Genomic DNA, 19863 nt, shown 5'->3' with positions numbered 1-19863 from the left:
CCTCCTCGGGGTTCGCGCCCCTCGATCGGTGGCTGATGTCCGCAGCCAGTGTCTGGCTCACCCGCGCCGATCTGCTCGGCTGGGATCACAGTGGCGGAACCGCCCCGGTCTCGCACCGGGTTCCTGTGCCGCGGACATGTGGGTGCTCAGCCTACGGTGGTCCCGTGGTCACACAGCAGTCGCCCGGCATCCAGGTCGCCGTACACGGACACCCGAACGCAGACACCCTCCTCCTGTGGCATCCGGGAGTGCGTACCGACCCCGAGGCGGTGGCGGCGCTCGCGAGCCGGATCGCCACCCGGGCGAAGGTCCGCGTCGTCGTACCGACGTGGACCGACGGGGGTGATCTGCTGCGTTCGGTCCGCTATGCCCGCGAGTCCTCGGTGCACCCGCCGGACGGCCTCTCGGTCGTCGGGTACGGCGAAGCGGGCATCGCGGCGCTGAGCCTGGCCCTGAACCAGCGACGGCTCGGCATCGGGCTCGTGCGCGCGACGTGCGTCGACGGCGGACCCGACCTCACCGACCCGATCAGCGGACAGCCGCTGGTTGCGGCTGCGTCGCCGGTGACGACCGAGGTCGACGTGATCGACTCGGCTGACGCGGGCTCCTCGGCCTGGGCGGTGGACACCGTCGACGCGTGGAAGAGCGCCGGATGGGCGGCCTCGCTCGTGCCGGCCGCTCAGTTCACCTGGCGGGTCAACCCGTCCCAGTAAGGGGCGCGCAGCTTGAACTTCTGCAGCTTGCCGGTCGCCGTGCGGGCCAGCTCGTCGCGGAACTCCACCGACGTCGGCGCCTTGTAGCCAGCGAGCCGGTCCTTGCACCAGCGGATCAGCTCGGCCTCCATCTCGGGGCCGGGCGTCGCATCGGCACCGAGCACGACGAGTGCCTTGATCGTCTCGCCCCACTTCTCACTGGGGACGCCGATCACGGCGACCTCCGCGACCGCCGGGTGTGAGAACAGGGTGTCCTCGACCTCGATCGAGGTGACGTTCTCGCCGCCGGTGATGATCACGTCCTTCTTGCGGTCCGCGATCGTCAGGTAGCCGTCGTCACCGAGGTACCCGCCGTCGCCGGTGTGGAACCAGCCGTCCTTCAGCGCGGCGGCCGACTCCTCCGGCTGCTCCCAGTACCCCTCGAGCACGACGTTCGACCGGGCCAGCACCTCGCCGGCACCCTCCTCGGACTCGTCGGTCCTCAGTCGTACGCCGATCGCCGGTGCACCGGCCCGGGTGAGCTTCGTCGCCCGCTCCTCGGCCGAGAGGTCGTCCCACTCGGCGCGGGTGCGGTTGAAGGTCAGCAGCGGTGAGGTCTCGGTGAGGCCGTAGATCTGGATGAACTCCCACCCGAGCTCCTCCTGGACCCGGATCACCGTCTTCGTCGGCGGTGGGGCGCCGGCCATGATGATCCGCACCCGGTCGCGTCCGGGGATCTCGCCCTCCCACGTCTGCGCCGCTTCGAGCACGGCGGCCGCGACCGCCGGGGCAGCACACATCACGGTGACACCGTGATCCCGCACCCGGCGCAGGATCTCCGCGCCGTCGACCTTGCGCAGCACGATGTGCTGGGCCCCGATCCCGGTCATCGCGAACGGCATCCCCCAGCCGTTCGCGTGGAACATCGGCAACGTGTGCAGGTAGACGTCGCGATCGCTGATCTGCGCGTGCAGCCCGAAGGTGAGCGCGTTGACCCAGATGTTGCGGTGGGTGATCTGGACGCCCTTGGGTCGTGCCGTCGTACCGGAGGTGTAGTTGATGGTGGCGGTCGCGGCCTCGTCGTACTCCCAGGGCTGCGGCTCCACGCCCGGCGCAGCGTAGAGCGCGTCGTCGTCGCCGATCACGAACTTCTGCTCGCAGGTCACCCCGGCGAGCGACTCCTCGAGCTCGGGGTCGACGTACAGCACCCGGGCGCCCGAGTGCTCCACGATGTACTGCACCTCGTCGGGACTCAGCCGGAAGTTCACGGGCACCAGCACCCGTCCCCACCCGCTCACCCCGAAGAACGACGTCAGCAGGCGGCTGCTGTTGTGGCTGACGATCGCCACCCGGTCACCCACACCGATGCCGAGCTCGTCCAGCTTCGCCGCCTGCCGGCGCGCGAGCGCCCCCACCTGGGCATAGGTCAGCCCGCCCTGACTGGGCGCCGGCTGGTCCGGCTCGTCCACGACGCCGACCCGATCGCCGTACACCGCCGTGGCGCGGTCGAGGAAGTCGTTGACGCTGAACGGGACGAACACGGGTGCCTCCAGAGGTGCCGGGACGTGATGACGACCACCTTAGGAGAGCGCCCGTGTCCCCGTCTCACTTCGAGGGGCGACCGCCTCGGCGGGGCCCCGCGACCAGCCAGGCACCGGCAAGGCTGCAGAGCCCGCCCAGCGCGGCCAGGAGCAGGAGGTGCGCAGGGGGTCCAGTTCTGGGCAGGGCCTCGTCGGCGCCACGTGCGCCCGCCGGAGGCTGCTCCTCGGAGATACCGCCGACCTGTCCCGGCGGCTGCTCACCGGGTGGTTCCTCGCCCGGGGGTACGTCGGCAGGGCAGACGGACCTGCTGATCTGGTGCGCCTGCTCGCCCTTGGTGGCATAGCGGACCGCCACCGACTTGAAGTGAGCGTCGGAGAACGCGAACGGGAATGCCCCGGCGAAGCCCTTGCCCTCCAGGGCGTTCTCGCTGACCACGACGATGTGCGAGAACACTTCGGCTGCATTGGGCTTGCGGACGTACTTGCACACGACCACCTTCTGACCCTTGGCCGCTGCTGCAACGGGCGCACTGCCAGGAGGAGCTTCCGCACCCGCCTGGGCCGGTACGGCGACGACGGTGGCGGCCAGGACGAGGCCCGGCACGACGAGAGCAAGGCGACGGAGAATTGCCGTCGCACGCGACGAGGACGTTCGTCCTCGGAGGGATGGGCTGGACACTGTGAACCCCCATGCTGCGCGGGTGGCGACCCGCGCCCTTGGTGACTGGTCAGGCTCTGGTTCCGCAAAACCAGAAACGGAGCGCCCGCGGGGGTCCTCGCACCTGTCGTGCGAGGCTCCGCTGGCACTCCCTCTTCCGGTTGGCCCCTCCGCCGAGTCGGCGGGAACAACCACCGCGCCGTCAGTACCCGAGAACGCGTCATTCACACCGGTCGGGCTCGTTCTGCAATACCGTGCCGCCATGTACCTCGAACTGGTCAGCGACCACCGGCGCCGCCGCTTCAGGCGAATCCTGCTGACCTGGTTCGCCACCTTCTGCACCTGCGGCTACCTGTTCCCGTGGGCCGTCGCCACCACTCGAGGCAAGGCGAACGCCGACACGATCGGCCTGATCAACTTCGCCTTCGGCTGGACCGTCATCGGCTGGTTCGTGGCGCTGGGCCACGCCTGCAAGGGCCACCGCCTGGCAGGCCTGCGCATCACCGACTGACGCGGGTGCGCAGGAAGTGGGCGCAGAGGGGATCGAACCCCCGACCATCCGCGTGTAAGGCGGACGCTCTACCGCTGAGCTATACGCCCCAGAAACCGCCTCAGCCTAGCGAAGGCGCCCCCTCACCCCCGAAACGGCGACCGTGGGTGTCGGCGCTCGTTCCTAGGGTGGCATCGAACCGACCTCGGAGAAGGAGACCTGACATGGACATCGTGCTCATCGCCGGCATGTGGCTCGACGGATCGGCCTGGGACGCCGTCGTCCCCGAGCTGGAACAGCTGGGCCACCGCCCGATCGCACTGACCCTGCCGGGGCAGGGCGACGGCAACACCGAGGCGACGTACGACGACCAGGTGGCCGCCGTCGTCGCCGCGGTCGACGCTGCTGACGGCCCGGCACTGGTGGTCGGCCACTCGGCCGCGTGCTCGCTCGCGTGGGCCGCGGCCGACGCGCGACCGGAGAACGTCGCTCACGTCGCACTGATCGGTGGCATGCCCAACTCCGACGGCGACAAGTACTTCGGCCACTTCGAGCCCGTCGACGGCGTCGTGCCCTTCCCGGGCTGGGAGCCGTTCGCGGGCCCCGACTCCGACGACATGTCCGAGGAGCTGAAGGCGACGGTGGCGGCGAGCGCGGTCGCGGTGCCGGCGGCCGTCACCCAGGGCATCGTCAGCCTCACCGACGAGCGCCGCCACGACGTCCCCGTGACCCTGGTCTGCCCCGAGTTCTCGCCCGCCGAGGCGAAGGAGTGGCTCGACGCCGGCGACATCCCCGAGCTCGCGAAGGTCAGCCGCCTGGACTACGCCGACATCGACTCCGGCCACTGGCCGATGTTCACCAGGCCCACCGAGCTGGCAAGGATCCTCGCCGACTGCACCGCGTGACCGACCGGCCCAAGTCTTGTCGCCAAAGTCTTGTCGCCAGACCACTCGAGTCTTGCCGCCAGGCCACGGGAAGTCTTGCCGCCAGACCAACTGAGGCTCTACGAACGACAACCGCGCGGCTGGCAGCGTGTCGGGAGGCGTCGACGGCGAGCTTGCTCGCCCGGATCTACGCCGGAGACACGCTCAGCCCAAAAATGAGCTGAACCGCCGGAGTCTCGGGTCTCCAGCGGTTCAACAAGATGAACTCTAACCGTCGATCCGGGGTCTTCCAACACATCTCGGCGGATTTCGTTGAAAATGATCCGAAATGACTACGTGAACCGTCCGGATGGTCTACTCGCCGGCCGCGCTGCGCAGCGCGACGAGCAGTTCGTCGAGGTTGCGGGCGTCCGGCTTGCGGTGATGGACGGCCCAGGTGAGGCGCCCGTCGAGGTCGACGACGTACGTCGACCGCTGCGGGCAGCCGGACGCCTCGTCGAGGACGTTGTAGGCGCGGGCGACCTCGCCGTGCGGCCAGAAGTCGCTCAACAGGCCGAAGTTCAGGCCGTCGGCGTCGCTGAAGGCACGCAGCGCGTAGACCGGGTCACAGGAGATCGCGAGGATCTCGGTGTCGAAGGTCAAGAACTCGTCCAGGCGTGCCCGGATGCCACCCATCTCCCCCGTGCACACCCCGCTGAAGGCGTACGGGTAGAAGACCAGCGCCACCGCCTTCTTCCCGCGGTACGACGCCAGGGAGATGTCCTGGCCGAACTGGTCGCGCAGGGTGAAGTCGGGGGCGAGACCACCGAGCGCAATGCCCTCCGCAGCGCTGGGAGCCCCGTCGGCCGCGGGCCTCACTCCTGCGACTCGTGAGCGGCCAGCTCGCGCTTCAGCACCTTGCCGGTGGCGTTGCGGGGCAGCTCGTCGAGGAAGACGATCTCGCGGGGCACCTTGTAGCGGGCGAGGTTGGCCTTCACCAGGTCCTTGAGCTCGGACTCGGTGACCGGTTCGGTGCCCGGCACCCGGACCACGAAGGCGCGCAGGCGCTTGCCGAACTCGGGGTCCTCGACGCCGATCGCTGCGACCTCGGCCACCCGGTCGTGACCGGCCAGGCAGTCCTCGACCTCCTTGGGGAAGACGTTCTCGCCGCCGGAGACGATCATCTCGTCGTCACGGCCCTCGACGTAGAGGCGACCCTCGGCGTCGAACCGGCCGACGTCGCCGGAGGACATCAGTCCGCCGATGATCTCCTTGCCGCCACCACCGGTGTAGCCCTCGATCTGCAGGTCGTTGCCGACGAAGATCCGCCCGGACTGACCGGTGGGGACCTCGTTGCCGTCGCCGTCGAGGATCCGGACGACGGTGGCGTGCGGAAGCCGACCCGCACAACCCGGCGCCTCGCGCAGGTCCTGGGGCGAGGCGATCGAGGCCCACGCGATCTCGGTCGATCCGTAGATGGAGTACAGGTTGTCGCCGTACCGGTCCATCCACTCCGTCGGCAGGTCGCCGGGCAGGGCAGACCCCGACGAGGCCACGGCCTTGAGGTTCGGGAGCGGGTACTGGTCCAGGGTGGCCTCGGGCAGCGCGAGGATCCGCTGCAGCATCACGGGGATCACTGCGAAGGAGTCGCAGTCCTCGTCGTGCAGGACCTTGAGAGCGGACTCGGGGTCGAACTTGCGGGTCAGCACGAGCGTGGTGCCGAGCATCATCGCGAGCTGGTAGTGCGCGAATCCCCAGGTGTGGAACAGCGGAGCGGCGACGTGGCACTTCCAGCCGCTGCGCAGCGGCATCCGCGACAGGATCGAGACGGCGGCCGGGATGCCGCCCTGCGGACGCGGGGCACCCTTGGGGGTTCCGGTCGTGCCCGAGGTCAGGATGATGGTGCGCCCGTTGCGGCCCGACGGGGTCAGGTCGCCGGTCCTCCCTGCGGCGGTCGACGCAGCGATCATGCCCTCGAGGCTGTTCTCGCCGGGCTCGCCGTCGATCCAGCCGAGGACGCTCTCCTCGATGTCGGCGCCGGCCAGCAGCGCGGTGAACTCCTCGTCGTGGATGACGACCCGCGGCTTCTCGCGAGCGAGCACGTCGGCCAGCTGCGGCCCGGCGAAGGCGGTGTTGAGGTAGAGCACGTCGGCGCCGAGCTTGCTGACGGCGATCGAGGCCTCGATGAATCCACGGTGGTTGCGACACATGACGGCCACGCCGTCGCCCGACTTCACACCGCGCGCCTGCAGGCCGTAGGCCAGTGCGTTGGTGCGGGTCTGCACCTCCGACCAGGTCAGCGCGCCGCGCTCGTCGATGATCGCGGTGTCGTGCGGTCGGCGCAGCGCGATGGTCTTGAACCCACCCGCCGGCGTGGTGCTCCACTGACGCAGGGCGTTGACCATGCCGGCGAGGACCACCGGCGAGTAGGGCCGGACGATGCCTGAGTCCGTGAGGATCTTCAGGCTGGTGCGGGCTCCCTTGATGCGCGTCGTGAGCTTCTGCATGTACCTATTGTCAGGCGATCGTCTTGGGTGCGACGAGGCGGGTCGCGCCCCAGTCCTTGCTGACGGTCGCGGCCGACGTCTGCGACAGCCCCGCGATCGGAGCAGCCTCGGCGATGTCGGCGGCATCGACAGCACCCGGCCTCCCGATCTTCGGGGTCAGCAGCCAGATCACGCCGCCGCCGACGAGATCGGTCAACGAGTCGACGAGACCGTCGACGAGGTCACCGTCGTCGCTGCGCCACCACAGCAGGACGGCGTCGACCACGTTGCCGTAGTCCCCGTCCACGAGGTCGCCGTCGATGGCGTCCTCGAGCGCCAGACGCAGCGCGTCGTCGGTGTCGTTGTCCCAGCCAAGTTCCTGAACCACCATCCCCGGACTGAGACCCATGCGCTCTGCGGGTCCGGTCGGGGTGGTGCCGCCGGCGGCGGTCGAAGTCACGGTGAGTCCTCCAGGTTGGGGCAGTTCAAGGGGTACGACGAAGGCCCGCATCGCGCGGGTTGGGGAACAGTCCAGCGGAGTCAGGCACTGCGGCGCAACCCTGCGCCACGGAACGGACTCAAAGACCCACTACTCCCGAGTAGATTTTCTGGTCACCTGATAGGTGCCACGATGGGGTCCGTGACCTCCGACACCCCCGATGCCACGCCGTCCGGCACCACCCCCGCCGACCGCGTGGTCACGTCACCCACCGTCATCCACGAGGGCCTGCCGACCCAGCTGCCCGACATCGATCCGGACGAGACCCAGGACTGGATCGAGTCGTTCAACGCGCTGATCGACGAACGCGGCCGCGAGCGCGCCCGCTACGTCATGCTGCGCCTGCTGGAACGAGCCCGTGAAGCACAGGTCGGGGTGCCGGCCCTGCGGAGCACCGACTACATCAACTCCATCCCGCCGGAGCGGGAGCCGTGGTTCCCGGGCGACGAGGACGCCGAGCGCCGGATCCGGGCGTTCATCCGCTGGAACGCCGCGGTGATGGTGTCCAGCGCCAACCGCAAGGGTCTCGAGGTCGGCGGCCACATCGCGACCTACCAGTCGAGCGCCAGCCTCTACGAAGTCGGTTTCAACCACTTCTTCCGCGGCAAGGACGCCCCGGCGGTCAAGGGCGCAGGTGGCGGCGACCAGCTCTTCATCCAGGGCCACGCCTCCCCCGGCATCTACGCCCGCGCGTTCCTCGAGGGCCGGTTGTCCGAGGAGCAGCTGTACCGGTTCCGCCAGGAGGTGCAGCACGGCGCCGGCGCCGGCCTGCCGTCGTACCCGCACCCGCGGCTGATGTCGGACTTCTGGGAGTTCCCGACCGTGTCCATGGGCCTGACCGGGATCAACTCCATCTACCAGGCCCGCTTCAACCGCTACCTCCAGAACCGCGGCATCCGCGACACCAGCGACCAGCACGTGTGGGCGTTCCTCGGTGACGGCGAGATGGCCGAGCCCGAGTCGCTGGGTGCGATCCGGATCGCGGCACGCGAGGAGCTCGACAACCTCACGTGGGTCATCAACTGCAACCTGCAGCAGCTCGACGGCCCGGTCACCGGCAACGGCAAGATCATCCAGGAGCTCGAGGCCAACTTCCGCGGCGCCGGCTGGAACGTCATCAAGGTCGTCTGGGGCCGCGAGTGGGACGCACTGCTGGCCCGCGACGTCGACGGCGTCCTGGTCAACAAGATGAACTCCACGCCCGACGGCGCCTTCCAGACCTTCTCGGTCGAGAGCGGCGCCTACAACCGCGAGCACTTCTTCGGCCCGGACCCGCGGCTGCGCGCGATGGTCGAGCACATGAGCGACCGGCAGATCGAGAAGCTGCCGCGCGGTGGCCACGACTACCGCAAGGTGTACGCCGCCTTCGACTCCGCGACCAAGCACGTCGGCCAGCCGACGGTGATCCTGGCGCACACGGTGAAGGGCTGGACGATCGACGCCCTCGAGGGCAAGAACGCCACGCACCAGATGAAGAAGCTCACCAAGGACGACCTCAAGAAGTTCCGCGACCGGCTCTACCTGCCGATCAGCGACCGGGACCTCGAGACGTCCTACGAGGCAACGGGTGGCGCACCGTTCTTCCACCCCGGGGCGGACTCCCCCGAGATCGAGTACATGCTCGAGCGTCGGCGCCAGCTCGGTGGCTCGATGCCGAGGCGCGAGGACCGTTCGAAGCTGCTGACCCTCCCGGGTGACTCGGTCTACACCGAGCTCAAGAAGGGCGCCGGCAAGAACAAGGTCGCCACCACGATGGCCGCGGTGCGGTTGCTCAAGGACTGGATGAAGGACCCCGGCATCGGTCAGCGGATCGTGCCGATCGCGCCCGACGAGTACCGCACGTTCGGCATGGACGCGATGTTCCCGTCGGCCAAGGTCTACGACCCGCACGGCCAGACCTACGAGTCCGTCGACCGCAACATGCTGCTGCAGTACAAGATGTCGCCGCAGGGCCAGATGCTGCACGAGGGCATCTCCGAGGCCGGCGCGATGGCGTCCGCAACGGCAGCCGGGTCGTCGTACTCCACCCACGGCGAGCCGATGATCCCGTTCTACATCTTCTACTCGATGTTCGGGTTCCAGCGCACGGGCGACTCGATCTGGGCGATGGCGGACCAGCTGGCGCGCGGCTTCCTGATCGGTGCGACCGCCGGCCGCACCACGCTGACCGGCGAGGGCCTGCAGCACGCCGACGGTCACTCGCCGCTGCTGGCCGCGACGAACCCCGCTGTCGTCCACTACGACCCGGCCTTCGCCTACGAGGTCGGTCACGTCATGCGGGCCGGCCTGGAGCGGATGTACGGCGCCAGTGAGGCGCACCCGCGCGGCGAGGACGTCATCTACTACGTCACCGTCTACAACGAGCCGGTCCCGCAGCCGGCTGAGCCCGAGGGACTTGACGTCGCCGCCCTGCTCAAGGGGATGTACCAGGTCTCGGCGCCGGACGCCGGTGCAGAAGGACCCCGGGTCCGCCTGCTCGCGTCGGGCGTCGGCTTCCCGTGGATCGACGACGCCCGCCGGATCCTCGCCGACGACTGGGGTGTCCAGTCCGAGACCTGGTCGGTCACCTCGTGGAACGAGCTGGCCCGCGACGGCGTCGCGACCGACAAGTGGAACCTCCTCAACCCGCAGGAGGCGCACCGCACGGCGTACGTCACCGAGGCGCTCGGCAGCGGCCACGGCCCTGTGGTCGCGGTGTCGGACTACATGACCGCGGTGCCGCTGCAGATCGCCCGCTGGGTGCCGGAGGACTACCGCGTGCTCGGTGCGGACGGCTTCGGCTTCGCCGACACCCGACCCGCTGCCCGACGGTTCTTCCAGATCGACGCCGAGTCGGTCGTCGTGCAGGCGCTCGCTGCGCTGGCCGACGCCGGAGAGATCGACCCGGCGCGGGTCAAGGAAGCCCTGGACCGCTACCGGATCGCCGACCCGACGTCAGTCGCCGGCGTCCTCCAGGAGGGCGGCGACGCCTGAGTCGCCGGACCGGTCCTCACGCCGTGGTGAGGGCCGGGTCCACCTCGACGGTCGCCAGGGCCGTCGCCGGGCTCGACATGCCTGACTTCAGCATTCGGCGGAAGCGTGCCCGGTTGTACGTCGCCGGCTCGGTCGTGGCGATGAAGTCGTCGAGGATCCGGGCGAACTCGTCCGGGTGGTCCTTGTGCGGGAAGTGGCCGGCGTCGGCCAGCACCTCGACGCGCATCTCGGGCGCCAGGGCCGCAGCGTTGCTGGCGTGTCGCACCGGGATGACCTGGTCGTCCCGGCCCCAGACCACGGCCATCGGGATGGCCTCGGTCAGGTAGGCCCGGTCCGACATGGTGACGATCTGGCCGCGCCAGTCGATCACCGCGCGCACCAGGTGGCGGATCGCGAAGCGGGTGCGCCGGTCCTTCCACGACTCGAGGATGTCGGCCGCCTCGGCGAGGTCGCGGGTGTACTTGCGCACAGGCCCGGCGCCGTGTGCGGCCGCCGAACGGAGCGCGAACGTCTCGAGGTGCCGGATGCCGGGCAGCGTGAGCACGCCCATCACCGGGAACCAGCCGGGTGCCTGGATGAGCTTGATGAGCGGCGTGACCTCCGGCCCCAGCCCGCCGGTCGCCACCAGCATCATCCGCTGGGTGCGCTCGGGGAACTGGTAGCCGAACTGCATGGCGACGCCACCACCGAAGCTGTGGCCGACGACGGTGACCTTGTCGATGCCGAGCACGGTCAGCAGGTCCCGCATGCCGTTCGCGTAACCGCCGAGCGTGTAGTCGGCTCGGGGCTTGTCGGAGACGCCGTGCCCCAGCAGGTCGGGGGCGATCACGGTGTACTTCTTCGCCAGCTCGTCGACGACGGGGAGCCACGTCGTGTGGTCACACCCCAGGCCGTGCAGGAGCAGCAGCGCGGGGCCGCTCCCCGCCTTGATGAACGCGCGTTTCTTGCCGTGCAGGGTGAAGAACTGCACCTCGTGTCCCGACCGATCCGTCATCGCGCCCTCCCTCGCCGACAGGTACTGCAGGTGGTCCACGATTCAACCACGGGGCCTCCGGCCGGATGTGACGGTCCGGTTAACAAAGCCACCCCCCTAGGCTGGGCACATGTCCCCCACCGGCCCCGGCGCGCGGGCAAGCGCGACCCAGCAGTTGCGTGCAGCCACCGGGTCCCTCGGGACGGCTGCGATCGCCCGCATGGAGGCCGACCGGCCGTGGTTCCGGGAGATGAGTGCCGAGGACCGGTCCTGGGTGGGCATGATCGTCCAGGCCGGCGTGAAGAGCTTCGTGGACTGGTTCGCTGACGGCGGCGGGACCGACATCGGCGACGACGACGTCGTCATCGAGGTCTTCGGCGTGGCGCCGCGCGCCATGGCCGGTGTGGTCGACCTGCACCAGACCGTCGACCTGATCAAGCTGACCATCGACGAGGTCGAGGCCAACATCTTCCGCCTGGTCGAGCCAGAGGTGCAGGAGGAGATCCACGCGGCGGTCCTTCGCTACGGGCGCGAGATCGCGTTCGCGACCGCCGAGGTCTACGCCCGGGCCGCCGAGGTCCGCGGTCGCTGGGACGCGCGCCTGGAAGCACTCGCGGTCGACGCCGTCCTGCGCGCCGAGACCGACGAGTCGGTGCTCTCCCGTGCGAGCGCCGTCGGCTGGTCGTCCCGTGGCGAGGTTGCCGTGGTCGTGGGCACCGCGCCCGTCGAGGCGTCCGGTCAGCAGACCGGCGTCTTCGAGGAAGTACGGCGAGCCGCCAAGGAAGGTGGCCTGGACGCCCTCAGCGCCGTGCAGGGACACCTGCTCGTGGTGATCCTCGGCGGGGTCAAGGCGCCGGAGACCGATGCGGGCCGGATCGTGCACCTGTTCGGCGACGGTGCCGTCGTCGTGGGTCCCGTCGCGGCCGACCTCTCCCACGCCCACCTGTCGGCGAGCGTTGCTCTGGGCGCGCTGCGGGCGGCCGTCGGCTGGCCGCACGCCCCCCGACCCGTATCGGCCCATGACCTCCTGCCCGAGCGCATCCTCGCCGGTGACGACACGGCCCGGCTCGAGGCCATCGACCAGATCTACGCGCCGCTGAACGACGCGCGCGGTGAGCTCGTCGAGACCCTCGTCGCGTACTTCGCCAACGGCGGAGGCATCGAGGCGACCTCGCGCGCCCTGTTCGTGCACGCCAACACCGTGCGCTACCGCCTGGGCCAGATCGGCGACCTCACCGGGCTGACGCCGTCTGTTCCTCGCGACGCCCTCGTCCTGCAATTGGCGCTGGTGCTGGGCCGGCAGGCCGGTTCGTGACGTCCCGTTCACGCAACTTGTAGGAGTCCTACAAGTGGGGGCAACGAGATTCGTGGGCGGCGCAGGCGCACCCGGTTGGGTCCGGCAGGCACGCTGGACTCGTGCTCGTCATCGTCGCCCCCGGACAAGGGGCCCAGACTCCCGGATTCCTCACTCCCTGGTTGGAGGACCCGGTCTTCGAGTCGCGCCTGAACTGGCTCTCGACCGTCGCCGGGCTCGACCTGGCCCACTACGGCACGGCCGCCGACGCGGACACCATCCGGGACACGAAGATCGCGCAGCCGCTGCTGGTCGCGTCCGGCCTGGTCTCGGCCCTGCAGCTGTACCCCCACCCCGCCGACGCGTTCGGCCACCTCGGCGCCGTGACCGGCCACAGCGTGGGTGAGATCACCGCCGCGGTCGGCGCAGGTGTCATCACCGCCGAGCAGGCGATGGTGCTGGTCCGCGAACGAGGCCAGGCCATGGCCGACGCCTCCGCGGTCACGCCGACCGGCATGACCGCGATCCTCGGTGGCGACCGGGACGAGGTGCTGGCCGCGCTCACGCAGCGCGGCCTCACCCCGGCCAACGACAACGGCCCCGGCCAGATCGTCGCGGCCGGCACCCTCGAACAGCTCGAGGACCTCGCCGCCCACGCTCCCAAGGGTGCTCGCCTGCGGCCCCTGGCCGTGGCCGGTGCCTTCCACTCGGCCCACATGGCACCCGCGGTCGACCACGTCGCGCACCTGGCAGGGTCGGTCTCGACGCACGATCCACGCACCCGCTTCCTCTCGAACTCGGACGGCACCGTCGTCCACGACGGCCGCGAGGTGCTGAGCCGGATCGTCGGCCAGATCGCCCGTCCGGTCCGCTGGGACCTCTGCCTCGAGTCGATGGTCGACCTCGGCATCACCGGCTTCCTCGAGATGCCGCCCGCCGGCACGCTCACCGGGATCGCGAAGCGCTACTTCCGCAACCGCGGCCTCGACGTCGAGACCTTCTCGTTGAACGGCCCCGAGCAGCTCGACGAGGCCCGGGCCTTCTGCAAGCAGCACGGCGACCCGTCGACGATCCTGAGCTCCGAAGCCGTGTCGGCATGAGCGCCCTCAACGTCGAGACGGGACCGGCGCACGCCGCCATCCTCGGTGTCGGTGCCTACCGTCCCTCGCGCCTGGTTCCGAACGCCGACGTCGTCGACGCCATCGACTCCAGCGACGAGTGGATCCAGCAGCGCTCGGGCATCCGCACCCGCCGGTTCGCCGACGAGTCCGAGACCGTCATCTCGATGGCCGTCGGGGCTTCTCGCGGCGCCGTGGAGAGTGCCGGCATCGACATGCGCCAGATCGACTGCGTGATCGTCGCGACCGTGAGCCACCTGCTGCAGACCCCGTCGGCGGCCACAGCGATCGCCCACGAGCTCGGCACCGACCAGGCCGCCGCCTTCGACATCTCCGCCGCGTGCGCCGGCTTCTGCCACGGCGTCGCCCTCGCCAACGACATGGTGCGCGGCGGCAGCGCGCGCTACGCGCTGGTCATCGGTGTCGAGAAGCTCTCGGACATCACCGACCCCACCGACCGCGGCACGGCCTTCATCTTCGCCGATGGCGCGGGTGCAGTCGTCATCGGTCCGTCCGAGACCCCCGGGATCGGTCCGGTGGTCTGGGGCTCTGACGGCGAGCACTACGACCACATCCGCACCCCCGACCTGAGTGATCTGGTCGCCTCGGACCAGCCTCACATGCCGTACCTCTCGATGAAGGGCAGCGAGGTCTTCCGCTGGGCGTCGTTCGCGATGGCCAAGGTGGCCCAGCAGGCGCTCGACCGCGCCGGCATCACCGTCGACCAGCTCAACTGCTTCGTCCCGCACCAGGCGAACAACCGGATCACCGACACCATGGCCCGCGCCATGAAGCTGCCGCCGACGGTCCGGATCGCGCGCGACATCATCGATGCCGGCAACACCTCCGCGGCCTCGGTCCCGATGGCCCTGCACCGGATGATCGAGGAGGGCGACGCGCGCTCCGGCGACACCGCCCTGCTGATCGCCTTCGGCGCGGGCCTGTCGTACGCCGCGCAGGTCGTCGTGGTTCCCTGATCCAGCGTCCGCAGTTCCACAGCACCACCAGCCCAACCAATCAGCCCAACCAATCAGTACTGGAGAAAAAATGAGCACCGAAGAGATCCGCGCCGCCCTCGCCGACATCGTCAACGAGGTCGCCGGCATCCCCGCCGACGACGTGCAGCTCGACAAGTCCTTCAGCGACGACCTCGACGTCGACTCGCTGTCGATGGTGGAGGTCGTGGTGGAGGCCGAGGAGAAGTTCGGCGTCACCATCCCCGACGACGAGGTCAAGAACCTCAAGACCGTCGGCGACGCCGTCGCCTTCATCGAGCGCAACCGCGCGGCCTGAACCGGACGGTGAACAGAGCCATGTCGCGCACACGCGTCGTCGTCACCGGGTTGGGCACCACCAACCCGCTCGGTGGCGACGTCGCCAGCACCTGGGAGGGTTTCCTCGCCGGTCGTTCAGGGGTACGCCAGCTCGGTGAGCTGGCTGAGGGCCTGCCCGTCACCATCGGAGCGCCCGTCGCTGTCGACCCGGCCGAGGTCCTCGACCGAGTCGTGGCCCGCCGTCTGGACCGGTCCTCGCAGTTCGCCCTCGTGGCGGCGCTCGAGGCCTGGGCCGACTCAGGGCTGGACGTGGCCATGGAGGCCGGCAACGTCGACGGCGACCGCTTCGGCGTCGCCTTCGCGTCCGGCATCGGCGGCGTCAACACGCTGCTCTCCAACTACGACGCGCTGCGCGACAAGGGGGTACGACGGGTCTCCCCGATCGCTGTGCCCATGCTGATGGCGAACGCTCCTGCCGCCACCGTCAGCCTCAAGCTCGGAGCCCGTGGCCCGGTGAACACCCCGGTGTCCGCCTGCGCCTCGGGCAACGAAGCGATCTCGTTGGCGGCCGACCAGATCCGCCTCGGGCGGGTCGACGTCGCGATCGCCGGCGGCACGGAGGCGGCGATCCACCCGCTGCCGATGGCTGCCTTCGCCAACATGATGGCTCTGTCGAAGAACCAGGGTGACCCCACCACGGTCTCCCGGCCCTTCGACCTGGCGCGCGACGGGTTCGTGCTCGGTGAGGGTGCCGGGGCGCTCGTGCTCGAGTCCCTCGAGCACGCCCAGGCGCGTGGAGCCCGGATCTACGCCGAGGTCCTCGGCACCGGCATCACTGCCGATGCCCACGACATCGCCCAGCCTGACCCCGCTGGTCGCGGTGGCGCTCGCGCCATCCGGCTCGCGATCCAGGATGCCGACATCTCCCCTGCCAACATCGCGCACGTCAACGCCCATGCGACCTCGACCCCTCAGGGTGACGTCGCCGAATCGCTGATGCTGCACGCCGTCATCGGTGCCCACGCGAGCGATCTGGTCGTCACCAGCACGAAGTCGATGACCGGCCACCTGCTCGGCGGTGCCGGCGCCCTCGAAGGCGTGGCGACCGTCCTGGCACTGCACCACCGGCTGTCCCCGCCGACCATCAACCTGGACAACCAGGACCCGAAGGTCGAGCTGGACATCGCGACGAAGCCCACGGACCTCCCGCTCGGTGACATCGCGGCGCTGAACAACTCGTTCGGTTTCGGTGGCGCCAACGTCGCCGTGCTCTTCGGCACCTTCAGCTGACGACGGCCACCCCTTGACTCGGGATCGCTGGAGCCCTCCCCTCCGGCGGTCCTGAACTCAAAACCAAACCGACCCGGGTGCTCCCAGCACCCGGGTCGATCTGGTTCTCGTCGGTGGTTCAGACGACCTGGTGCAGCCAGCGGACAGGAGCACCCTCGCCGGCGTGCCGGAAGGTCTCGAGCTCGTCGTCCCACGGCTTGCCGAGCAGCTTGTCGATCTCGTTCTCGAGGGTGACCTCGCCGAGCGCTGCGCGCACGACGGAGGCCTTGAGCCGGTCCTCGGGGATCATGATGTCGCCGTGGATGCCCGTGACGGCGTGGAAGACGCCGAGGTCGGGGGTGTAGGAGTAGCGGGCGCCTTCGGTCGAGGGCGTCGGCTCCTCGGTCACCTCGAAGCGCAGGTGGTTCCAGCCGCGCAGCGCAGACGCCATCTCGGCCGCGGAGCCAGCCTTGCCGGCCCACGAGAACTCGCACCGGTAGCTGCCGGACTGAGCCGACTGGGGGGTCCAGTTCGGGTTCACGGCAACGCCAAGAACACCGCCCACGGCCCATTCGATGTGAGGGCACAGCGCGGACGGCGCAGAGTGGACGTAGAACACGCCCCTGGTTGCACTCATGCTTCCGGTCACCACGAACTCCTCGACTCCTACCTCCGGCGCGAGTTACGCCTTCCCCAGCGGTCTCTCTTCGAAGGTGATCGGTCTCGGAACTGATGGACTCCGTCAGTTGAGTGACACGTGTGTAGTTGTGATGACCATTGTGACCCATGGGGCGCCGCTACACCAGAGTTTCGGTGCGTGTCCTCACCTACGCCGAACCCTGCCCGAGTGTCATCAGCTCGTCCAGCACCTGGTGGGCGATGCCGAGCCCGCCCAGATGGCTCTCGCCGTCGATCGTGGTCATGGTGGCGTTGGGGAGCCGATCGACGCAGTGCTGCCCGTGGCGGAACGGCACGATGTGGTCGTCGTCGCCGTGCCACCAGCGCACCGGCACGTCGACATCGGCCAGGGCAAAACCCCAGTCACGGGTGAACAGCACCAGGTCCGAGATCGGTGCCGAGGTCTGGAAACGGCTCCCGTTGAGCAGGTCGTCGAGGAACATCGCCTTGAACTCCGGGCGGCCGAGCAAGGTCTTGTCCCCCGCCGGCTGCACAGCGGCGTAGAGGTCCAGCCCGGGGCCGGCGAGGGGTCGTACGGCGCGGATGGCACCGGTGAGGGCAACGCCGAGTGGCACCCGGGTCGCTGCGAGCAGCGGCGCGGCGTGCACCGCCAGCTGGATGATCCCGCCCGCCGCGGCGTCGGGTCCACGGGTCGGGGCCACGCCACCGAGCACCCCGACACCCGCGACCCGGTGCGCCAGCCCGGCACCTGCTGCCAGTGCGTAGGGTCCCCCGCCCGACAGTCCGATCACCCGGACCTGGTCCACCGCCAACGCGTCGAGGAGCAGCTCGAGGTCCTCGGCCCAGTCGAGGAGGTTCGGATAGAGGTACGGCGAGGACGAGCCGATCCCGGGTCGGTCGATGCCGATGATCCGCAGGCCGGCCTCCATGGCGTAGCTGCGTGCGTCGATGGGGATCTGACGGCGGGCTCCCGGGGTCCCGTGCATCCACACCAGTGCTGGCCCGCGCGGGGAGCCGTACTCGGCAAAGCTGAGTCGCCGCCCGTCGCGGACCGCGACACTGCCTTCGAGCGTGGGACGCCTGGGTTGCACACCGTTGCGCCCGCGGAGACTCATGCCCCGGATTCTGGCAGGTCCCCGGCGTCGGGGCGGCAGTGTCCTAAGGTTCGACCATGACAGTGGGGGGAACGGGGTCGGCGCCGAAGCAGGCGCCCGGCCGACGTAGGGCCGAGCCGGTCAAGACCGTTCGTTCCCGATCGCTCGGCTCCCTGGGCGCACCGCGCCTCCCCCGCCCGTCGTTCCAGTCGAAGACCTGGCGCATCGCGTTGATCTCCGTGGCCCTGTTGATGCTCATCGGCTGGTTCGCGTGGTACGCCGCGACGCCCGAGGACCTGCCCACCGACGACAAGACGATGAGCGGCAGCGGCGTGGTCGACACCCCGCTCTACGTCGGTATGTTCAGCGCGCCGGACGACTTCGGACGCACGCTGCGCATCTCCGGGGTCCACGTCCACGCCACCACCAGTGCCGACCTCGAGATCACGCCCCTGCTGTGCCGCCGCGGCACCGTCGGTGTCACCACGCAGCCCGAACAGTTCTGCGCCGACCTGGTCAACCCCGAGGGCGAGCGGATGGTTGGCGGGGACTCGATCGTGCTCAAGATCGTCTCGAAGGTGGCGGTCGTCGCCGTGATCGACCAGATCCGTGTCGCCTATCGCGAGGACGTCCGCTGGGACACGCAGCCGGCCGGACACCAGCAGGCCATCGTCGCGGTCAACGGCCGCCCGGTCGAGACCGGGACGGACGATGAGGCCGCGACCGAGTAGGACTCAGCTCCGGTCGACGCGCTTCTCGAGCGACTCGGCCCGGTCCGCCGCGTCGGTGTCTTCGTCGGCGTCGATCGCGTTGGTCTTGTGGAACCAGGTCAGCGCCTCGTTCAACCGGCCTGCGTGCTCGAGCGTGTCAGCGTAGGCATAGCGCAACCGGACGACCCAGGGCTCACGGCCCTTGTGGTTCAGCGGGGACACCTCGAGCGTGCGCAGGGCTGCATCCATCTGACCGAGGTCACGACGGGCGCCTGCCTCGACGATGGTCATCTCGGCCTTGGCAGGGGCAGCGAACCTCACGACCGACGGGCTCTTCGCGAGCTCGAGAGCCCGGGTGGGGTTGCCCAGGGCACGGTGACAGTCCGCCATGATCGGGAGGTACGCCGTCGCGCCGTTCATCCGCTTCGCGGCACGCAGCTCCGACAGCGCCTCGGCGTAGTGCCCGGCGGCGTACGCAGCCTCGCCGACTGCTTCACGAACCACCGCGAGACGCGGAGCCCGCGCCTTCGCAGCCAGGGCGTGCTGGTAGGCCACTTCCGGCTCGTCGTCGATGAGCCGGCCAGCAGCAGCCAGGTGACGCGCAACCCGGGAGCCCAGCTTGTCGGGCAGGTCCTTCAGGTGCACGCGCACCGAGGCGTCGAGCTCCATGCCGTTGATGTCGTCGGGCAGCGGCGGACCGTCGTAGGTCGCCTGGTCGACGCGCGGTACAGCGCTCCGCTCAGGCGTACGACGCGGTCCACCCGTGCGATCCGACGGCTTGCCCGAGCGCTCAGCGGGCTTGCCAGAGCGATCCGACGGCTTGCCACGGCCCTGGGTACTGCGGTCGTAGGGCGCGCGGTCCCGGTCCGAGCCGGCGCCACTCCTGGCGCCACTGGTTCCACGGGACGAGGTGCCCTTGCGGGGAGCGGCGCCCTCACGGGGGCCACCCTTCTTCGGCGCGTCATCGCGCCGTCCACGCTGGTCTGCCACGGCAGTCTCCTGGTGTCGAATCGCTATTGAAAAGTGTTGGGTACAAAACAGAGTAGAGGCCACCCGAGGGTGGCCTCTACCTGAATGTATGTCCGGCGGCGTCCTACTCTCCCACAGCCTCTCGGTTGCAGTACCATCGGCGCTGGCAGGCTTAACTTCCGGGTTCGGGATGGGACCGGGTGTTTCCCTGCCGCTATGGCCGCCGTAACTCTATTAACCCTCTGTTCGGGGTGCCCGTGTGGTGTGGGAGTTCTCCCCGTGTAGGGGTGGACTCCTTGACCTGGGGCCCCTGTGTCGGGG

General features: G+C 69.6%; 19 protein-coding genes, 1 tRNA gene, 1 rRNA gene and 1 riboswitch. Of the genes, 10 read left to right on the top strand and 11 right to left on the bottom strand.

Features of this window, described 5'->3' with window-relative positions; translation table 11 throughout:
* Window positions 1-25: 25 nt before the first annotated feature.
* Window positions 26-148, bottom strand: a riboswitch (cobalamin riboswitch).
* Between the two features lie 16 nt (window positions 149-164).
* Window positions 165-713, top strand: a complete 549-nt coding sequence (locus ASD84_RS12430; protein WP_056711024.1) for a hypothetical protein — start codon at window positions 165-167, stop codon at window positions 711-713.
* On the opposite strand, the gene ASD84_RS12425 is transcribed toward ASD84_RS12430, so the two are convergent.
* Window positions 680-2233, bottom strand: a complete 1554-nt coding sequence (locus ASD84_RS12425; RefSeq protein WP_056711022.1) for an AMP-binding protein — start codon at window positions 2231-2233, stop codon at window positions 680-682. The two genes, ASD84_RS12430 and ASD84_RS12425, sit on opposite strands and share 34 nt — an antisense overlap.
* A gap of 64 nt (window positions 2234-2297) precedes the next feature.
* Entirely contained in the window at window positions 2298-2837 is a 540-nt protein-coding gene (locus ASD84_RS12420; RefSeq protein WP_056711021.1) for a hypothetical protein, read from the bottom strand.
* Between the two features lie 316 nt (window positions 2838-3153).
* Here ASD84_RS12420 and ASD84_RS12415 point away from each other — a divergent pair, with 316 nt between their 5' ends.
* On the top strand, window positions 3154-3402 hold the full coding sequence (locus ASD84_RS12415) for a superinfection immunity protein (protein ID WP_056711019.1): 249 nt from the start codon (window positions 3154-3156) through the stop codon (window positions 3400-3402).
* A 17-nt stretch (window positions 3403-3419) separates the two neighbouring features.
* Here the strand turns inward: ASD84_RS12415 and ASD84_RS12410 are convergent.
* Window positions 3420-3491: transfer RNA gene (locus tag ASD84_RS12410), tRNA-Val, on the bottom strand.
* A gap of 114 nt (window positions 3492-3605) precedes the next feature.
* Between ASD84_RS12410 and ASD84_RS12405 the strand changes: the two genes are divergently transcribed.
* Window positions 3606-4286 (top strand): alpha/beta fold hydrolase, encoded by a 681-nt coding sequence (locus ASD84_RS12405; protein ID WP_056711017.1) that lies wholly within the window; start codon window positions 3606-3608, stop codon window positions 4284-4286.
* Window positions 4287-4619: 333 nt separating this feature from the next.
* Here the strand turns inward: ASD84_RS12405 and ASD84_RS12400 are convergent, their stop codons facing one another.
* Genes ASD84_RS12400 through ASD84_RS12390 form a run of 3 tightly spaced genes read right to left on the bottom strand, consistent with a single transcriptional unit; the run spans window position 4620 to window position 7139 of the window.
* Window positions 4620-5123: a peroxiredoxin gene (locus ASD84_RS12400; protein ID WP_082573447.1), complete on the bottom strand. Its 504-nt coding sequence runs from the start codon at window positions 5121-5123 to the stop codon at window positions 4620-4622.
* Entirely contained in the window at window positions 5120-6751 is a 1632-nt protein-coding gene (locus tag ASD84_RS12395) for an AMP-binding protein (RefSeq protein WP_056711016.1), read from the bottom strand. The genes ASD84_RS12400 and ASD84_RS12395 overlap by 4 nt, the downstream gene beginning before the upstream one ends.
* 10 nt (window positions 6752-6761) lie before the next feature.
* The gene (locus tag ASD84_RS12390; RefSeq protein ID WP_056712107.1) at window positions 6762-7139 is read right to left on the bottom strand and encodes a DUF3052 domain-containing protein; all 378 of its coding nucleotides are present in this window, start codon (window positions 7137-7139) and stop codon (window positions 6762-6764) included.
* 285 nt (window positions 7140-7424) lie between these two features.
* Here ASD84_RS12390 and aceE point away from each other — a divergent pair, with 285 nt between their 5' ends.
* On the top strand, window positions 7425-10202 hold the full coding sequence (aceE, locus tag ASD84_RS12385) for a pyruvate dehydrogenase (acetyl-transferring), homodimeric type (protein ID WP_056712104.1): 2778 nt from the start codon (window positions 7425-7427) through the stop codon (window positions 10200-10202).
* A 16-nt stretch (window positions 10203-10218) separates the two neighbouring features.
* Here aceE and ASD84_RS12380 read toward each other — a convergent pair whose 3' ends face one another.
* Window positions 10219-11196 (bottom strand): alpha/beta fold hydrolase, encoded by a 978-nt coding sequence (locus ASD84_RS12380; RefSeq protein WP_056712101.1) that lies wholly within the window; start codon window positions 11194-11196, stop codon window positions 10219-10221.
* 109 nt (window positions 11197-11305) lie between these two features.
* On the opposite strand from ASD84_RS12380, the gene ASD84_RS12375 reads away from it, so the two are divergent.
* The 5 genes from ASD84_RS12375 to ASD84_RS12355 all read left to right on the top strand — a co-directional run bounded on the left by ASD84_RS12375 (window position 11306) and on the right by ASD84_RS12355 (window position 16151).
* A complete protein-coding gene (locus ASD84_RS12375; protein WP_056711013.1) occupies window positions 11306-12490 on the top strand; it encodes a PucR family transcriptional regulator in 1185 nt (394 codons plus the stop codon).
* Window positions 12491-12591: 101 nt separating this feature from the next.
* Window positions 12592-13569: an ACP S-malonyltransferase gene (locus tag ASD84_RS12370; RefSeq protein ID WP_056711011.1), complete on the top strand. Its 978-nt coding sequence runs from the start codon at window positions 12592-12594 to the stop codon at window positions 13567-13569.
* Window positions 13566-14564, top strand: a complete 999-nt coding sequence (locus ASD84_RS12365; RefSeq protein WP_056711009.1) for a beta-ketoacyl-ACP synthase III — start codon at window positions 13566-13568, stop codon at window positions 14562-14564. Before ASD84_RS12370 ends, ASD84_RS12365 begins: the two co-directional genes overlap by 4 nt.
* Before the next feature lie 70 nt (window positions 14565-14634).
* On the top strand, window positions 14635-14880 hold the full coding sequence (locus tag ASD84_RS12360) for an acyl carrier protein (RefSeq protein ID WP_056711007.1): 246 nt from the start codon (window positions 14635-14637) through the stop codon (window positions 14878-14880).
* A gap of 20 nt (window positions 14881-14900) precedes the next feature.
* On the top strand, window positions 14901-16151 hold the full coding sequence (locus ASD84_RS12355; RefSeq protein WP_056711005.1) for a beta-ketoacyl-[acyl-carrier-protein] synthase family protein: 1251 nt from the start codon (window positions 14901-14903) through the stop codon (window positions 16149-16151).
* 118 nt (window positions 16152-16269) lie between these two features.
* Here ASD84_RS12355 and ASD84_RS12350 read toward each other — a convergent pair whose 3' ends face one another.
* Together ASD84_RS12350 and ASD84_RS12345 are read right to left on the bottom strand one after the other, a co-directional pair.
* On the bottom strand, window positions 16270-16767 hold the full coding sequence (locus ASD84_RS12350) for a DUF3145 domain-containing protein (RefSeq protein ID WP_056712098.1): 498 nt from the start codon (window positions 16765-16767) through the stop codon (window positions 16270-16272).
* A 190-nt stretch (window positions 16768-16957) separates the two neighbouring features.
* On the bottom strand, window positions 16958-17884 hold the full coding sequence (locus ASD84_RS12345; RefSeq protein ID WP_056711003.1) for an alpha/beta fold hydrolase: 927 nt from the start codon (window positions 17882-17884) through the stop codon (window positions 16958-16960).
* Window positions 17885-17940: 56 nt separating this feature from the next.
* Between ASD84_RS12345 and ASD84_RS12340 the strand changes: the two genes are divergently transcribed.
* Window positions 17941-18594, top strand: coding sequence for a hypothetical protein (locus tag ASD84_RS12340; RefSeq protein WP_056914050.1), 654 nt, complete (start codon window positions 17941-17943; stop codon window positions 18592-18594).
* A 3-nt stretch (window positions 18595-18597) separates the two neighbouring features.
* Here the strand turns inward: ASD84_RS12340 and ASD84_RS12335 are convergent, their stop codons facing one another.
* Both ASD84_RS12335 and rrf read right to left on the bottom strand, forming a co-directional pair.
* Window positions 18598-19563: a tetratricopeptide repeat protein gene (locus tag ASD84_RS12335; RefSeq protein WP_082573441.1), complete on the bottom strand. Its 966-nt coding sequence runs from the start codon at window positions 19561-19563 to the stop codon at window positions 18598-18600.
* A 90-nt stretch (window positions 19564-19653) separates the two neighbouring features.
* Window positions 19654-19770: ribosomal RNA gene (gene rrf / locus ASD84_RS12330) — 5S ribosomal RNA — on the bottom strand.
* Window positions 19771-19863: the final 93 nt, after the last annotated feature.

Origin of the sequence: Nocardioides sp. Root682 (assembly GCF_001427795.1) — a bacterium.
In the GTDB taxonomy this organism is placed as follows: Bacteria; Actinomycetota; Actinomycetes; order Propionibacteriales; family Nocardioidaceae; genus Nocardioides.
Note: the sequence above shows the minus strand (reverse complement) of the source record. Positions and strands in the feature narration are given on the sequence as shown.

Excerpts from the sequence above, each read along its gene's own strand:
- ASD84_RS12415 (WP_056711019.1), top strand. The coding sequence starts at position 3,154 with ATGTACCTCGAACTGGTCAGCGACCACCGGCGCCGCCGCTTCAGGCGA.
- ASD84_RS12405 (WP_056711017.1), top strand. The coding sequence starts at position 3,606 with ATGGACATCGTGCTCATCGCCGGCATGTGGCTCGACGGATCGGCCTGG.
- ASD84_RS12395 (WP_056711016.1), bottom strand. The coding sequence starts at position 6,751 with ATGCAGAAGCTCACGACGCGCATCAAGGGAGCCCGCACCAGCCTGAAG.
- ASD84_RS12390 (WP_056712107.1), bottom strand. The coding sequence starts at position 7,139 with ATGGGTCTCAGTCCGGGGATGGTGGTTCAGGAACTTGGCTGGGACAAC.
- ASD84_RS12380 (WP_056712101.1), bottom strand. The coding sequence starts at position 11,196 with ATGACGGATCGGTCGGGACACGAGGTGCAGTTCTTCACCCTGCACGGC.
- ASD84_RS12375 (WP_056711013.1), top strand. The coding sequence starts at position 11,306 with ATGTCCCCCACCGGCCCCGGCGCGCGGGCAAGCGCGACCCAGCAGTTG.
- ASD84_RS12365 (WP_056711009.1), top strand. The coding sequence starts at position 13,566 with ATGAGCGCCCTCAACGTCGAGACGGGACCGGCGCACGCCGCCATCCTC.
- ASD84_RS12360 (WP_056711007.1), top strand. The coding sequence starts at position 14,635 with ATGAGCACCGAAGAGATCCGCGCCGCCCTCGCCGACATCGTCAACGAG.
- ASD84_RS12355 (WP_056711005.1), top strand. The coding sequence starts at position 14,901 with ATGTCGCGCACACGCGTCGTCGTCACCGGGTTGGGCACCACCAACCCG.
- ASD84_RS12350 (WP_056712098.1), bottom strand. The coding sequence starts at position 16,767 with ATGAGTGCAACCAGGGGCGTGTTCTACGTCCACTCTGCGCCGTCCGCG.
- ASD84_RS12345 (WP_056711003.1), bottom strand. The coding sequence starts at position 17,884 with ATGAGTCTCCGCGGGCGCAACGGTGTGCAACCCAGGCGTCCCACGCTC.
- ASD84_RS12340 (WP_056914050.1), top strand. The coding sequence starts at position 17,941 with ATGACAGTGGGGGGAACGGGGTCGGCGCCGAAGCAGGCGCCCGGCCGA.